The organism is Methanosarcina sp. DH1 (assembly GCF_020804205.1).
Classification (GTDB): domain Archaea; phylum Halobacteriota; class Methanosarcinia; order Methanosarcinales; family Methanosarcinaceae; genus Methanosarcina; species Methanosarcina vacuolata.
The window spans coordinates 165,068-182,189 of record NZ_WJBJ01000002.1 but is presented as its reverse complement, the minus strand read 5'-3'; the positions used below and the strand labels follow the sequence as shown (position 1 = coordinate 182,189).

Annotated in this window: 9 protein-coding genes; 2 read left to right on the top strand and 7 right to left on the bottom strand. The window is 40.5% G+C overall.

All coding sequences use genetic code 11. The annotated features are described in order from the left end of the window. Positions 1-51: 51 nt before the first annotated feature. Entirely contained in the window at positions 52-1,488 is a 1,437-nt protein-coding gene (locus tag FXW07_RS01260) for an ADP-dependent glucokinase/phosphofructokinase (RefSeq protein WP_229393391.1), read from the top strand. Continuing rightward, positions 1,466-2,317, top strand: coding sequence for a DNA-3-methyladenine glycosylase (locus FXW07_RS01255; protein ID WP_229393390.1), 852 nt, complete (start codon positions 1,466-1,468; stop codon positions 2,315-2,317). Before FXW07_RS01260 ends, FXW07_RS01255 begins: the two co-directional genes overlap by 23 nt. A gap of 51 nt (positions 2,318-2,368) precedes the next feature. Here FXW07_RS01255 and FXW07_RS01250 read toward each other — a convergent pair whose 3' ends face one another. The 7 genes from FXW07_RS01250 to FXW07_RS01220 all read right to left on the bottom strand — a co-directional run. Next, on the bottom strand, positions 2,369-5,590 hold the full coding sequence (locus FXW07_RS01250) for a HEAT repeat domain-containing protein (RefSeq protein WP_229393389.1): 3,222 nt from the start codon (positions 5,588-5,590) through the stop codon (positions 2,369-2,371). A 471-nt stretch (positions 5,591-6,061) separates the two neighbouring features. Further along, positions 6,062-6,763, bottom strand: coding sequence for a class I SAM-dependent methyltransferase (locus tag FXW07_RS01245; protein ID WP_229393388.1), 702 nt, complete (start codon positions 6,761-6,763; stop codon positions 6,062-6,064). A 393-nt stretch (positions 6,764-7,156) separates the two neighbouring features. After that, positions 7,157-7,423 (bottom strand): hypothetical protein, encoded by a 267-nt coding sequence (locus tag FXW07_RS01240; RefSeq protein WP_229393387.1) that lies wholly within the window; start codon positions 7,421-7,423, stop codon positions 7,157-7,159. Positions 7,424-7,997: 574 nt separating this feature from the next. Next, positions 7,998-9,635 (bottom strand): amidohydrolase family protein, encoded by a 1,638-nt coding sequence (locus FXW07_RS01235; RefSeq protein WP_229393418.1) that lies wholly within the window; start codon positions 9,633-9,635, stop codon positions 7,998-8,000. A 506-nt stretch (positions 9,636-10,141) separates the two neighbouring features. Continuing rightward, positions 10,142-11,689, bottom strand: a complete 1,548-nt coding sequence (gene lysS, locus FXW07_RS01230) for a lysine--tRNA ligase (protein WP_229393386.1) — start codon at positions 11,687-11,689, stop codon at positions 10,142-10,144. A gap of 510 nt (positions 11,690-12,199) precedes the next feature. Continuing rightward, positions 12,200-15,715, bottom strand: a complete 3,516-nt coding sequence (locus tag FXW07_RS01225; RefSeq protein WP_229393385.1) for a PAS domain S-box protein — start codon at positions 15,713-15,715, stop codon at positions 12,200-12,202. 705 nt (positions 15,716-16,420) lie between these two features. Further along, on the bottom strand, positions 16,421-17,122 hold a 702-nt coding region (locus tag FXW07_RS01220), incomplete at its 5' end, for a metallophosphoesterase (RefSeq protein WP_229393384.1).

The following is a 17,122-nucleotide window of genomic DNA, read 5'->3' as shown; positions in this document are numbered from 1 at the left end:
TTCCATTTGCCTCCACTCGCCTCCTATTTCAGGGATACAGGAACTGGTTAGATGAATATACTTTGCGGATATAATGTCAACATAGATTCGGTGTATAGGATCAGCGGGGCCGAGATGTCGGAACTGCTGGAAACCTTCGAAGAGGCTGAAATTCTTGACAAAATCGAGAACCCTCCCGGAAAAATCTTTTCGGAATCGGATTTTGTAGCAGGGCTTGCTTACTGTATGAAAAATGGATGTGGAGCCGAGTGGCTTGTTTTTGATCAGTCCGTTTTCGAGTTTCTTAAAAGACGCTATTTTGGAAAATCCCTCGTAAGAATGGGCGGAAATGCAGGAATAATGGCAAATGCTCTTTCCCAGCTAGGAGCTTCCAGAGTAATACCGAATGTTGCAGTTCCCTCTAAAACCCAGCTTTCTCTCTTTTCAAAAAAGGCGATCTATTTTCCGGAACCCCCCATGCAGATAATGGAAAACGCAAGCATAGAACCTGAAGAAAATAAAGGTGCCTTTTCCAGCAGCCAGGAGCCCATACATTTCGTATTTGATTTCTCTGAGGGGGAGACATTTTCCCTTTATGGAACCAAAGTTCGGGTTCCGAGGGAAAACCGCTTCATAGCTACCTGCGATCATTTGAATCTCAGGCTTTTTGTCAACCCTGCGTTTGAGCAGTATGCTCTCCAACACGCCTGCGAGCTCGACGGAGTACTTATATCGGGTTTTCATCTCCTGCTTGAGAACTATCCCAATGGCTGCACTTATAAGACAATTCTTGATGATACTTTCTCTCAGCTAAAAAGCTGGAAAACCAGAAACAATAAACTTCAGATTCACCTGGAACTCGGACATTTTGCAAGTAAAGAAATTGCAAATTCGGTCTTTCTGAAGTTTGCAAAACTTTCCGATAGCCTTGGAATGAATGAAGACGAACTTGCAGTGTTTTCTAATTTACACGGCGTTTCCGGAGAGATACTTCAGCATATGAATGCAGATGCTATATCCAGTGCGGCTTTCAGGCTGGCATCAGGGCACGGGCTTAAGAAGCTCATAATCCATACAAGGGAATTTGTGCTGGCTGTGTTTAAAACCGGTTTTGAGTTTAATTCCAGAGCAGCTTCTGTATTTGAAATGGATGAATCCGAAAGTTCAATTTTGCAGAGGGCAGCCCGAGAAAAGCTTGAATCTCTGGAATTCGGAGTCAGGTGTGCAGGCGTGTATGCAGCTTCAGGCAGGCTTGATGGGCGGAAATTTGTGGAAGAGGAATCTTCGAAACTTCAGGAGAGCCCGTTTGGAAGAGAACAAATTGCAGCTTTCCTTATGTCTTTTAATGGAAAAACTCTTGGGCAGGGGGCTTATACTTTAAGGGAGAATTATATTATTTGCATGTTGCCTACAATGCTTTCCAGGTCTCCAGTAACTACGGTAGGGCTAGGGGATACGTTAACGGCAGGTACTTTTCTCAGGGGGCTTGAGCTGGACGTACAGGCTTAAACCCGAACTTTTTGACCTCAATTATACTCTCGACTGCGGGCAGGTCTTCCGATGGGTACGAGACGGAGACTGGTGGACAGGCGTTGTCAGAGACCAGGTTCTCCGGCTTTCTCAGGACCAGGGGCAACTGATTGTCGATTCAAAAATCTTGCCTGAATTTCTTACTCGTTATTTCCGCCTGGACGACAACCTGCCTTCGATCTACGAAAGCATAAACCGGGACCTGCTGATCGACAGGGCGATCCGCAAATATCGAGGCCTGCGGCTGATCCGGCAGGACCCCTGGGAATGCCTTATTTCCTATATGCTCTCTACAGCCTCAAACATCCCCACAATTCAGAAACGAATCTGCCTGCTCAGCCGGTTTTTCGGGCAGGAAATCGAACCAGGCTATTTCAGCTTTCCTGACCCTGAAACTCTTGCAAATGTCGATCCCGCCGAGCTTGACAAGTGCAAGCTGGGCTTCAGGACCCAAAACATAATAGCTGCAGCCGAAGAAGTTGCGTCGGGCGAGCTGGACCTTGACGTCCTTTTCCGCCTGGAGTACAGGTATGCGCGGGAACGCCTTATGAGGCTCAGGGGCATTGGAGAGAAGGTTGCTGACTGCGTGCTTCTTTTCGCGTTTGATAAAATGGAAGCCTTTCCAGTTGATACCCACATCAAGCAGATTATCCAGCATTACCATATAGATGACAGTTACTTTGAAACCTGCACAAACATGAGCTGTATGGGGGACTGGGGAAGGGACTATTTCGGACATTACTGCGGGTATGCCCAGGAGTATTTGTATTATCAGAAAAGGATGGAAGGGTTTGTAAGTCTTTATTAAATCTCGCAGAAGGTTCTTCCTCAAATTTGAAGAAGATAGAGTTTCATCTAATTATTCACTCTTTTTAAAACGCAAAACTAAGTTCTTTAATTCATCAATCTTGTCAGCCACAAGCCGTGGAACATCTGTTTCCATTTCGTAAGAGACAAGATATGGAATTATTGGAATGGCAATTTTCAGCTTTTGATCTGTACTTAAAGGAGAATATAATTCATAGAGCACTTCATCGATCTTTCCTTTCATTTCGGGAATCTCGTTCTTAATTTCTTCCAAATTTCTTTGAATAGTATCAAGATATTCCTGTGGATTTTGCAGTTCATCTACTGATTCTATTAATCTGTCAACTGAAATCTGTAAATATTTAATTTCGTTTGAAATAGAAGTTGTTTCTTCTTTGATCGTTTTGATATCTTGTACTACCTGATCTGGCATCGAGCTAAATATCGGTATTAGTCCTACAAGTCTAGAAACTATTTCATATTGTTTTGCAAGATCATTTACATTTCGTATTCCTTCGATTTCTTCAAATATATGCTCGTAGCCTGGTATATGCGGCATTCTCATTCTGAAAGTTTCGATCAAACCTTCAATATTTTGTGTCATTTCTTCCTGACTGCCGATTTCCCATTTCTGAACTTCTTTACTGACAGCACATGCGATTTCTTCTGCATCAGTTCCTTTCGATTCCTTGCACGCGATCTTTGCTTTCTTTTGAATCTCTTCGAGAAGTTCTTTTAGGTTTCTGTCCAGAATAGGTAGCCCTTTTCTCATTGCTATTGTTGCAAATGGTGCTGTTTTTTCAGTATCTTTCATCAGCTCTGCTGCACGATCACAGTATTGTCTATAAAAATTAAGCTCGCCTTTTTTTGCCTCTAAATCTAAATTGTCCAGACTTTGCACTTCTTTTAAGGCATTTGCAAGGTTATTAACTACTTCAAAAAGCATTTCTTTGCTTTTTGAGCCTTTAACAGCATTTTTTACTTCGGCAAGATATTTGTCCACTTCTTCTTTTGCTTCCTTTCTTTTAAAAACGATTGTATGGAAAGAACGATAGAATGGAAGGCAAAATTGAGATGGATTAAAGTATTTAGATTCCATTACTGCTTTTTCAAAAAATTCAATTGCTGTTTCCAATTCCCTTTTGTAATCTTCGTTTTTTTCTGCTTGAGAAGCCTTGAATATGGAAACTTTCCCAAGAGAGTGATTTGCGGAGACTCTCACCAAACTGTCTTTATCAGTTGTCAATTTGTATAAGTCATTCCAAGCTTGTTGTTTATCTGGCACATCGGGAAATGCAGACCCAATAGCAGAGGCTGCCTTAGACCTAATATCAGTGTTTTCATAATTGGCCAGTCTGTGTAAATTGTTCCATGCCTGTTGTTTATCTGGCACTTGAGAAAACACAGAACCAAGAGCTTCGGCAGCACTTTCCCTCACATAACCATCCTTATCACTGGTCAGTCTAAGTAAATCATTCCATGCCTGTTGTTTATCTGGTACTTGAGGAAACACAGAACCAAGAGCTTCGGCAGCACGAAACCTCACAGAAATGTTTTCATGATTGATCAGTCTAAGTAAATCATTCCATGCCTGTTGTTTATCTGGTACTTGAGGAAACACAGAACCAAGAGCTTTGGCAGCACGAAACCTCACAGAAATGTCTTCATGATTGATCAGTCTATGTAGGTCATTCCATGCCTGTTGTTTATCTGGTACTTGAGAAAAAACAGAACCAAGAACATCGGCAGCACGAGACCTCACAGAAATGTCTTCATCAATGGTTAGTCTCTGTAAAACATTCCATGCATGTTGCTTATCTGGCACTTGAGGAAACGCAGAACCAAGAGCATAGCAAGCAATACCCCTCGCATCACTGTCTTTATCAGTTGTCAATTTGTGTAAGTCATTCCATGCCTGTTGTTTGTCTGGCATGTAGGAAAATGCAGACCCAATAGCAGAGGCTGCCTTAGACCTCACAGAACTGTCTTCATCAGTTGTCAATTTGTGTAAGTCATTCCACGCCTGTTGCTTATCTGGCACATAGGTAAATGCAGACCCAATAGCAGAAGCAACATTATACCTCACAGAACTGTCTTCATCAGTTGTCAATTTGTGTAAGTCATTCCACGCCTGTTGCTTATCTGATACGTGAAAAAACACAGAACCAAGAGTATAGGTAGCAACAGACCTCACAAAATGATCTTCATCACTGGTCAGTCTATATAAGTCATTCCATGTCTGTTTTTTATATGGCACTTGAATAAACGTAGAACCAAGAGCAGAAGCTGCTTTAGACCTTACAGAGCTGTTTTCATTCTTGGTCAGTCTAAGTAAGTTATTCCACGCCTGTTGTTTATCTGGCATTTGAGAAAGCGCAGAATCAAAAGCTTCGATAGCCCTAGACCTTATATATCTGTCTTTATCATTTGTCAGTCTAAGTAAGTCATTCCATGCCTGTTGTTTATCCGGCATGTCAGAAAACGCAGAAATAAGAACTCTAGCAGCTCTAGACCTCACATAACTATCTTCATCATTGGTCAGTCTATGTAAGTCATTCGACGCTTGTTGTTTATCCGGCACATATGAAAATGCAGAACTAAGAGCAGAGGCGGCGGACTCAGGACTTATATCAGAACTTATATCCATGTCATTATCATTGATCAGTCTAAGTAAGTCATTCCAGGCTTGTTGTTTATCCGGCACATCCAAAAATACAGAACTAATAGTAGAGGCGGCCTGAACCTTTACCCATCTATTTTTATCATTGGCCAATTTATGTAAGTCATTCCATGCCTTTTGTTTATCTGGCATGTGGAAAAATGCAGAACCAAAAGCAGAGGCGACGCCATACCTGATTATCCAGTGTTTATTGTTGGTCAATTTATGTAAGTCATTCCATGCCTTTTGTTTATCCTGCATGTCTGAAAATACATAACCAAGGAAAGAGGCCGCAATCTTTCTAACATCTGTATCTGTCTTCCTAACATCTGTATCTGTCTTCCTAACATCTGTATCTGTCTTCCTAACATCTGTATCTGTCTTCCTAACATCATCCGTTCCTTTAACTGGCACGAATGAAATGGAATGTAGAGCAGAAGTAATCCAATATCTCACAGAATGGTTTTCACCCATCATCAATTTAATTAAGTCGTTCCATGCCTGTTCTTTATTGGACAGTAATGAAAAATTATCTCTTAATTGCTCTATCGCTTTGATACACTCTGTTGGGTCTTCACTAAGACATTGATTGTGAATCTTCTCTTGATCTATCAACTGCCCAACACCATAAACTCCAATAAAACTTAAAGTTTAAAATGTTTTCTTTTTTTGTTTTGGGATTAAAGAGCAAAATCCACTAAAAAAGATTTTTGCGGAAAATTCTTGCTTTGTTTAACCAATAAGTTAATCGAATCCGCCCTTTATTCCCCTTAAATCTTTTTTTACATCCATTTTCTCAAAAAACCCTGAAATCAAAATCTTCTAACCTGCAAATCTCTGCGTCTTCAAGAATCTCAAAACCCTCATTCACGCTCGTATACACCTGTTTTCCAGGTGAACATCTCATAAGCCGGTCTTCGAGAAGCCCTTTTGCCGTCGGGTACTTGCTTCAGGTTTCAAAGACGCATTTTCCGTTTTTGATATCAACTCCGAAAACGCCGTCCTCCACCTGATATTTTTCCTTGAACCTTTTTGATACTTTTTATAAAATCAGTTGCTTTTCAAGTCTCTTACATTTCAAACATATCATTTTTTGCAAAGATAACCTGCAATAAACCCATCACATTTAACAGATTCAATACAAAACCCAGCGTTTTTCAGGAGACCTTCCATAATCCAATCCAGCGTTGAAAATTCTTCCCTTATGTGGATTTCGGTCTCTTCAGCAAGTTTGTCCCCTGCAGATTTTCGAAGGTCATTTATAATTTTATTAAAATAACTGTCATAATCCAAAATCAGTGAAGGGAAAACAACATCACGTAAGTAGAACTTTCCGCCTTCCTTCAACATTCCGTAGATCCGTCTCAGAGCAATCATTTTCCAGTAGTCAGGAAGGTGGTGTAAAGCTAGTTGAGTGACAATGACATCATAAGGTTCATCGTAGTTTTCATATGTTAAAAAGCCAGCATTATAATATTCTATATTTGTTTTTTTCTGGCCTTCAGCCTTCGTTTTCGCAAAATTTATCATCTTTTTCGAAACATCGATAGCCACAACTTTTCTGCAGTGCCCTGAAAATTTGAGTGCCAGTTCCCCTGTCCCCGTTCCGATTTCAAGAAGTAAATCCGTGTCCTTAATATTAATAAGTCCTTGAATATTATTGAATTCACTTTCAATATCTCTCAATTTCTGCATACATAGATCATAAGCCCGGACTTCTTCAAGATCTGTATAGTCTACCCCGACTTGTTTGAATTCATCATAATACCATTGTGGATACTGGTTCATAGCGGTCCTTCCTTTAGTATATCCAATTACCTGAATTCTTTACCTCAACTCCCAGTTTTTGTAGGGAATGTATTGAATTGTAGAATTTTATCTAATTCTCTAATTCTCTTATTTTCTTAGTAACTTTAATAATTATGTTATTTTCACCATAATTTATGTTTTTACTTTCCTTAAACTTCAACAGTATCTCAACTGGTGAAAAACTATCACATACGTCTTCGGTTAAGTGAGGAAGCATGACAAATTGCAGCAATGTCTCAACGTTTATAATCTATTTCAATGAGTTGTAAGCTGGAACAGGGTACAGATTTCATGTAAAGAGGCAAAAATTTAAGGCCGGCTTCTAAGGCCGGCTTCTAATGCAAAATAGTAGCTTTCAGGCAAGAAAATTCCTTAACCGATGACCAATGAATCTTTATCTGTTTCTGCCTGGGAAGCCTTGAATATGGAAACTTTTCCAAGAGAATGATTTGCATTGACTCTAATATGCCAGTATTTATCAGTGGTCAATTTATGTAAGTCGTTCCATGCCTTTTGTTTATCTGGCGTGTGGAAAAATGCAGAACCAGGAGCAGAGGCGGCCCAATGCCTTACATCACTGTCTTCGTCACTGGTCAATTTAATTAAGTCATCCCACGCCTTCTGTGGGCTCTTCGTCATTTCAAATGGGTAGTTTGAAATCTAACTTTTCTAATTTTAAATAGATCATAGTAATAAAATACTTAGTGTTTCGTGGCCCTGGAATCAAAGTAGTTTAGGATTTCATCCCAATGACTTTCATGCTAAAGAGGAGGAAAGCTTTGAATTTTGTAGCATTTACCTCCAACTATTAGATCTCTTCTAAGTCAAGAGGAGCTTCTCCTCGATGACCAATCGAATAATTAATATCACGATCCAATGTCAGTTATCTAGTGCATCGATTCCAAAGTATGTCCAAAATGAATTTTTTGAAAACCACTGAAAGCACGGGAGACACGGAAATCATTAGTAAAGGCGTGTTTCTTCCGTGCTTTCCGTGTTTTCCGTGGTTGTAATATCCAGATCGAATCACTATGCGACAGGCTGCGTTTTCCGTGTTACAAAATTCCATGTGACTTTAAAATAATATTTGCATCATAGACTGTATTTATTTTCTCATTATATATACATTTGAGGACCGATATACTATATATGATATCTGCAATTCGTTAGCCATAAAGAAGATACTGCCAGGAGCGATCACAAACTCTGGATGTCAGCTTTTTAGCTCTTGGCCTGCACTCGTGTCATCCACTGCTGGAATTGCTTTCGATATGATTGTGTTTTCACTAATCCACTTGTTGACATCCACTGGTTCGAATCGCCCCTTCTCCTCAACCGGGTAGCGTATTGGCTGCCCGGGCTTGACAGGAAGCACTTCGGAATCCTTTACAACGATTGTACCATTGACGATGACATAAGGTATGCCAGTTGAGGGTAGTCCCTGTTCGCCGGCTTTATATGTCGCGTGGTCAGCCACAGTGTTTGGATCAAAAAGAGTCAGGTCTGCGACCTTGCCTACCTGCACACGGCCACGCTCTTTCATTGACTCAATGCCGGCGTCGCCCAGATGCTTTGCACTCCAGTAGCTAAGCTGGGAAAGTGTGAACATAAGGGGTACGCCCTGTTCCCTGCCGAGTCGAAGGACTTTAGCATCGCATCCCGCTGTTCGCGGATGACCTGCATACTCAGAATAGTTTGCATTCCACGGCAGCAACTTCCCATCAGTACCCACACCACCCATTGCATCCGTTGCCACAGTCATTTCAGGGATTGTCAACCAGTATGGCAACCATTTTGTCCTCGCAGGCATGAATACCACGATGTTGCGACCCGGGTCCGCTTTCACCAATGTCTCATATTCTGATTTGTTAAGGAATTTGTCGGTCGAAGGATCATAGAGAGTCTCCTCGTACTTGTAGCCATAGTTTTTCTCCCAGAGATCGGGCCTCAGAAAATCAGCGCTTATTGATGTAGACCCGGCATCGTAGGGGTAGTATTCTGCCCACATGTTGAGACCTCTGGAGCGAGCCAACCTTAATTTTTCTTCAATCTCCCACCAACCATAATCATTATCATGTGCCATCAACAGTGGTGCATCGAGCAAAACTGCGTTAGTAAACATCTCGTCAAAGGCGATAGGAGCTTCCATCGGTGTCTCGCTGCTAAGGTGGTAACGGGTGTGTACTGAAGCAAGCCTGTCGTAACGAGCGGCAGTCCGTTGAGCCTCGAAAAGTTCGTAGCTCGTCAGACCTCTTGCCATATAGGCAGCTCCTACACCCACACCAATAGCTCCCTGCTGCAACTCTTCATCCAGCTTTTTCATGACCTTGTTCATCTGTGAAATATTGCTACGGTTCACCGACCATCCCGGAATTCCGTCAATTGTGGATTCATTGATGTAATGAATTATGTTGGAGTAGTCCACCGGTTCCTCGATCTTGACCTCCGGGTCGTGCACTAGCATGCGGATAATGTTAAGACTGGCTGTGGTGCCGTAGTTAATCTGCCAGCCTTCTTCCGCTTTTTTGTCATACCAATCCTTGACGTTCAACGCGCCAAGTTCGAGATCCATGCCTGTAGTGACACCGTCGCAGAGCGCAAGTTTTGTGGCAAACGGATCGACGGCATGGAAATGGGTATCTATGAAACCCGGTGCAACAACAAGACCCGTGGCATCAATGTTTTCCTTGCCGTCGATGCTCTCATTTGTGATGATCGCAATTCTGCCGTCCTTGACACCGACGTTGGCAATGGAATCGTACATTGTTTCAGGGTCCATGACCCGACCATTATTGATGACAAGGTCGTAAGTCTGCGCCGATGCAGGCAGACATGATACAAACAGAAGCATTCCACTCGTGATAGACATTCCCAGAACTATAGCGCTAAGTCGTCTAAGTGCCCCCATAATTACACCTTTTCAAAGAGTTTTGCCCTCATAAAATTACATTTAGAGTAAAATATATAAATAAATATATATTATAATAAGCATTGTATACTTATAAATTCTCGTTTTCCAAAAATAACTAACATAAGGATCTTAAATCTGGTTAGAACAGTTGGTTAGAATAATTTAATGTTTTATTAGTAGGTTTCACAAAAACGCCTACATGCCAATATTGCAACAGAAAATAGTAAGAGGTTCTGAAAAAGAGGGTATGGAAAAGATAAGATAAACAAAACTTATAGAAATCTAAAGTTATAGAAATCTAAAACTTATAAAAATGAAAAGAGTAACTCAGTGAAAAACAAGAAACTGAATCGAATAACAAAAAGAAATGACAAAAAGATTAGATTGAGTCATAAAAAAGAGGGAATAAATTCCCAGAAGAACATCAATCCAGGTTAAATCCGAACTCAGTCTTCCCTTTTCATCTGCGGGAAAAGGATTACTTCTTTGATAGAGTCCAGGCCCGCAAGGATCATGGTAAGCCTGTCGATTCCAAGCCCCATGCCGCCTGTAGGGGGCATTCCGTATCCGAGAGCATTTACGAAATCGTAATCGATGGTCTGGGCTTCAAGGTCTCCTAACTTTCTTTTCTTGTCCTGTTCTTCGAACCTTTTTTGCTGTTCAATAGGATCGTTCAGTTCGGAATAACCGTTTGCCAGTTCCCATCCATTTAAGAAGAGTTCGAATCTCTCGACAAAGCCCTCTTTTGACCTGTGGTTTTTGGCAAGTGGGGAATTTTCCACCGGGAAATCATAAATGAAAGTCGGGTTTATCAGCTTGTCTTCTACCAGGCCTTCAAATAGAAGGGCAAGGAACTCTCCGTAAGTTTTTGCCTTTTCGTAATCCTCTATCTTGTTTTCGATTGCGATTTGTTTCAATTCTTCAAGCGAGTGTGCAAAAACATCAAGTCCAGCATACTCTTTTAAGGCATCTTCCATGGAAATTCTTTTCCAGGGGGTATGGAGATTGAGCGTGTTTTCTCCAATTTTAACTTCATAGCTACCAGTCAGCTTGACCACAAGTTCCGAGATCAGGCCTTCGGTTAAGTCCATCATGTCATTGTAGTCCCTGTAAGCTTCATAGACTTCGATCATGGTGAACTCAGGGTTATGGGTTGTGTCAATATCTTCGTTCCTGAAATTCTTGGAGATCTCAAAGACCTTCTCATAACCGCCAACAACAAGCCTCTTAAGATAAAGTTCAGGGGCAATTCTAAGGAAGAGTTTCTGCCCGAGACAGTTATGGAAAGTCGTGAAAGGCCTTGCGTTTGCGCCTCCGTATACATTCTGTAGTATCGGAGTTTCAAATTCCAGGAATTCCCTGTCAGAAAGGAATCGTCTGATCTCGGAGATGAGTTTGCTCCTCATGACGAAAATCTCTCGCTTATCAGCATTGACTATGAGGTCAAGATACCTTTTTCTGTACCTTGTTTCAATGTCTTTTAAGCCGTGGAATTTTTCGGGGAGGGCGCAGAGGGATTTTGAGAGAAGGGAAAATTCGGACACGCTGATGGAATTTTCACCCCTTTTTGTCCTGAAAAGTGTACCCTGAACACCTACGATATCTCCCGAATCGACCAGGGTTTTAAAAGTATTGAAATCCTCATCAGGAAGGTTTCCTTTTCTTAGAGTAACCTGAATTCTGCTCCCCTGGTCTCCAAGATCGGCAAATATCATTTTTCCAAGCCTGCGAATATTGTAGAGCCTTCCTGCGGTTCTGACCGTTAAGCCTTCATTCTTTTCAAAGTCCTCGAACTTTTTCTGGATTTCACAGATATCCCCATTCTTTTCAAACTTATAGGGGTATGGGTTAAGTCCCTGGTTTCTGATACCGTTTAGTTTTGTAAGTTTAGAATCATCAAAGACTCTGCTATCTGAAATATCATTACTGTCAGATTCATTGTCAGACGGTACAAGGCTATCTGACATTTTTTCATTGTTAATTTCCATGCTCATCGAATCAGTACATCCTATTCAGGTGAATGCGAATAAACCGCTTAGTAATCGATTAGTGATCAATCAGTAAACCGATAATAAATTATTAACTTGATCAGTAATCATATATAAGTCAGTAAGTAAATTAGCCATGAACAAATCAATAATAAATCAATATCAGCTAATCAGCCATTAATAAATCAACCCGAGTGCCCACAACAGAAAAGAATCTTGGAAGGTCTCACGGAGATTTATGAATTCTTATATATGTAAGTTGCTGGATAGTGAATTTTTTATTCACACTTCTATGGCTGAAAGCTACAGGTACGAATATCAAGAATAACGACTGTCTATTAGCCTGAGTCCTGACATTTAATTTTTCCATACATCCACGCATATTATATAAACATTGAGAAAACGAGTCCATATATTGATAAATTATTAGTGAAATCATGATTACTTTATGAGAAAAATTAATTTTAAATTCGTTGCAAAACTTCATATTACTATTGAAAATGTATCCTGTGTTTATTAATTCATAGATTTCGGATTTTCCACTACACTAAACGTAATTTTAAACTCGACTCCCTGTTTTCTTTTAAGCTCGATTTTCCCGTCCAGCTGGTCAACAAGAATATCTACTAGCTGAAGTCCGAGTGATTCTAGACTCTCTAATTCTAAATTTTCAGGAATTCCTATTCCATTATCCGAAACTGTCAGGCTGAAAAGAGATTTACTTATTTCATCATTGGTCCCTTCCCTGCAAAGCTTAATTCGGACTTCACCTTCCTGGTCTTCAGTAAATGCATGTTTGAGGGAATTGGAAACTAGTTCATTAACAATTATTCCTAACGGGACAGCAGTATCCATATTAAAGAATGCATTTTCTTCCAGATCTGTGAATAGGTTGAGATTTTTACTATAAAGTCTGTAAGTTTGGAAAAGATTTTCAGCCAATTTATTAAGGTATTCAGAAAAATTCAGAGTGTCAGTTCCTTCTCCTTTATATAGTTCTTCGTGGATGAGAGCCATAGATATAACTCGATTCTGGCTTTCCCTGAAAGCCTCAATAACTTTCGGATTATCGAATTTCTCAGCCTGAAGATCAAGAAGAGAAGAGATAACTTGCAGGTTATTTTTTATCCTGTGGTGGATTTCTTTCTTACGGGCAGTCTCGAGATTTGACAGAGCTTCCTCTGCCTTTTTTTTCTCGGTGATATCGAGAACAAAGGCTAATCCTTCATAAAGCACCTTATTGAAAGTAGCTACCCCTATGATAACAGGTACGTGCGAGCCATCTTTGCGGATGTATTCCTTCTCATAAGGCGTACTTGCACCTTTTGATTTGAGTTCCGCCATGGCATGCTCATCCAATTGACTGTACTCCGGTGGAGTCATCTTATCCCATTTAATCTGCCCAGTCAGCAAGTCTTCGCGAGTGTAACCAACTATCTCCAGGAACTTGTCGTTAGCTTCTGTTATCGAACCTTTCAGATTGTAGAAACACACACCGATCATATCTGATTCGTAAAATCGACGTAGACGCGTTTCGCTCTCACGCAGTGCTTCTTCCGCCTTGATACGCTCAGTAACATCTCTTACAATACTTGAGATAGCTACGAGCTTTCTAGATGCGTCATAAACCGGAGAAAGAGTTATTGAAACATTTATTAAGGCACCGTCCTTTTTCTGCCGAAGAGTTTTGTAATGCCGGATCTTTTCTTTTTGTTTAATCTTTTCAATTAACTGTCTTATTTCCCCTTTGAGATCATCCGGTTCAAGGATTGAGACATTTTTCCCAAGAATTTCTTCAGATGAATAACCATAAATCTGCTCTGCACCCTTATTCCAGCTTGTAATAACACATTCGAGAGACTCGGTTATAATAGCATCATCCGATGATTCCATTGCATTCAACAGTTTCTGTATTTTCTCTTCAGCTTTTTTGCTTTCAGTAATGTCCTGAACTATTCCTTTTATTTTAGTGGGGGTATTCTCACCATTAAACACGAATTCTGATTTTAGATGGACTATGCGTTCTTCCCCATTTGCTAAGACAATCCTGTAATCGATAACAAAAAGATCTTCCTTTGTAGCTTTTTTAAGGGCGTTGCGGTAGTAGTCTAGATCATCGGGATGTATGTAACTTAAATATTCATTGTAAGAAGGTGCTAGCTCTTGAGGATCACGTCCAAAAATACGATACATTTCCTCAGACCAGTAGGCTTTATCAGTTTCAATATCCCATTCCCAGTTTCCAATATGAGCCATTTTTTGAGCTTCTGCAAGGCCTTTCTCACTTTCTTTCAATGAATTGTAAGCCCTCTCAAGCTCAGCTGTTCGTTCTTTAACTTTTTCTTCCAGATTTTCATGTGCTTTTTTTAGAGCTTCTTCTGCTTTTTTACGCTCTGTAATATCGTGGACGATACCTCCAATAAAGAGCAACTTGCCATTTCTATCTTTGGTACCCGTAAAATGATCTAAGAACCAGCGATATTTACCGTCCTTATGTTTAAACCGGTACTCCAAAGTTCCAGAACCAGTATCATATGCCTGATCCCGCTTCAAAATAACTCTGGGAAGGTCGTCGGGATGAATGCGACCAAGAATCTCACTGGCATTCACTACACTCATTTCCTTTGCAGAGAATCCAGTAATCTTCTCTACCACCGGGCTCATGTAGTCGTATCTGTCAGTCTGAAGGTTTCGCCTGTAAGCCACATCGAGTGAGTTCTCAAGGACCGAACGGAAACGCTCCTTGCTCTCCTGCAGTGCACCCAGAAGTGTTTCACGTTCAGCTAGCGACTGAGCCAGCTTAAGATTGCTGTAGCCTAACTGCGAGATCACGTTGGCAAAAGTTATAAAGAAGGCCATGCCTGTATTCACAGCTTCCCTGCTCAACCGTGGGACTTTCTCAAGTGCTGCTATGTATTCCTCCTCATTGAAACCATATTTTCTGGCCTGGGATCGGAAAAGCTCATAGTCCAGAGGTTCATCTTCAAAAAAGAACTGGCCTGAGAAGATATTGGCAATGTGTTGACCACCAACTATTATGGGAGTCGCTATGTCCCACATATTGTTTTTGCACTTATATAGCTTGAACTCTCCAGGGGAAACGCCCGCAGATAGCTTTATGTCACTCTCTACGCAGTTCTTACAGGCTTCGGGGTGAACCCTGTGGAATTGCGTGCAGATCTCCTGCCATCCTATGCCTACCAGAACATTACCTTTGAGATCATCCAGGCTCATAGGAATGTGAGCAATCTTGTAGAAACAGTCCATCATAAACTGGATCGACTGGGCATCAATGATATCAGTGATTTCCAGTTTACCCACTTCCCGATAAGGTGAAGGAATATATTCTAACTTCTGCTTGCTGTACTGCTCACTCTGGATTAACGCTTTCTCAGTCTGGATCAACGCTTTCTCAGTCTGCTTGCAATCAGTCTTATTTTTCTGCCCGGGGTTTTCGATCCTTTCCCACTTTCCTTTCCTTTTGACCAGAGAAAAATGATGGTTAAAAGCTAAATCAATAGTATCTGCTGCACTGCATATGCTAAGAAGATATGAACACAGAGAGATTATCTGTCGTTCGCCGATATTAATGTCCAGTTTTTTCTCATAATCACCAAAATCATCCCAATCTCCTTTTTTCAACCAAGAAGCATTTCCTGCTACCCTGAGTCCCCCATAACCACTTGCTAGAGCTTCACCTAATTTTTCACCCCATCCATTAAAAACTCTCTCAGAATCGAAACTTCCTTCTCTCACATACCAGGAGGTATAAGGGATAATTTCAATTTGCTTTTTCTCCAGATAAATATCAATATCAGGAACGGCTCTTCTCAAGGCTTCTTTTGCCTCTTCTACTTCCAGGGGTTGTGATGTAACCCAGAGACAAAATTCATTATCTTCCAACCCTGCTTTAAAATAAGGGACAACGATGTCCATTAAATCTTTTTTTGTCTGATAAAACTGGCAGAAATGTGTTCCCCAGGGCACGTCTCCAATAATATCAATACCAGAGTTTCTCAGTGTTTCTCTCATTCCGCACTCCCTGACCACAAAAAATAATTTTAAATTCTGCAAGTTAATGTTTGTGAGCAATTATCATTTAGAGACCTGGAGACTATTCTAAATCGTTATTATAGTACAGAGTAGATAATCATTTCTTTGTAAAAATAGAGAGGCAATTCGCGGACAATTTTAGTGATATGTCAGTAGATAAATAAGTTAATGTTAATATTCAAAAACCCTTTGATTCTTCAAGTTTTCACTTGTTTTTAAGTCATTTAAATATTTGGCATGAAAATGCTGACATCTGCAAGCACTTTCATTGTTTTTGCATGTTATTCAAAGAATATCATGTTTGTTTAGATTAGTAATATGCGCTAAATTTTAAAAAGATTTGGATATTACGGGAATGTTAATACTGAATGGATTCCAAAAGAAAACCAGGACAAAAATTGAAAAGCATTTCATTGCGGTTGGAAACTTAAAGTCAGAGTTAGAGACAGCTATTTTTATATACAGGCTGCGGTTAGTTGTAACTCAAGCTAAAAAACTATATTTAATGACAAGAGTCCATTATATGACTGGAGCCTAATCTTCTGTCTAATTAAAGCTAAATTCTTAAAGCTAAATTCTTAAAGCTAAATTCTTAAAGCTAAATTCTTAAAACTAAATTCTTAAAGCTAAATTCTTAAAGCTAAATTCTTAAAGCTAAATTCTTTGTCTACATGCCAGATCATCTTATTTAGAGCTTTTTGAATTCCTGCATCTTCTATTCTGATTCTTGTTTCTAACTCTGGTATGCTTCAGCTTCCGAATATTCCTGAGCATTCCGAGCCTTGTCCCGTCAAGTAAATACACTTCCGAAGCCTCAAGTTTAATTCCACCTGAGGAAAAAGCCGGCCCCAGCAACTCTTCCTGAGTGGACTCGTTAAAAGGCACACCTCCGCATAGCTCGTTAAAAGCCGGCATTACGAAGAGTTCAGGATCTGCCCACTGTGCAGGGTTCTCAAAATCACGGTTTCCGAAATGGATTTTCAGGACTTCCATATTAAACTTTGTCCTGATCCAGGCAGGCTCAACTACGGAGTAACCAAAGGAATCTGTAAAACGAACAGTGGGATGATTATGGGCGGTGACTGCATGAGATACAGCCAGTATTTCAGGTGCAGGCCAGGTATGCCCATGAAAATATCCTGTTCCGTCAATAACTGCACCGCGTACGGAATGAACCCTTATATCCTTGTGCCTGTTGAAAAGAAGTTCGATTCCTCCATCATGGTTTCCGGGGATAATATCAACGTGTGTATGTTCTGCAAGTGTTTCGAGGAAGCGAGGAATTTCGTCTTTCTCCTGCCAGGAGACCTTAGGAACATTATGTTTCACGTCCCCAAGAAGTATTACTCTATCAGGGGAATTTGCCTGGATATAGCCAAGAAGCCT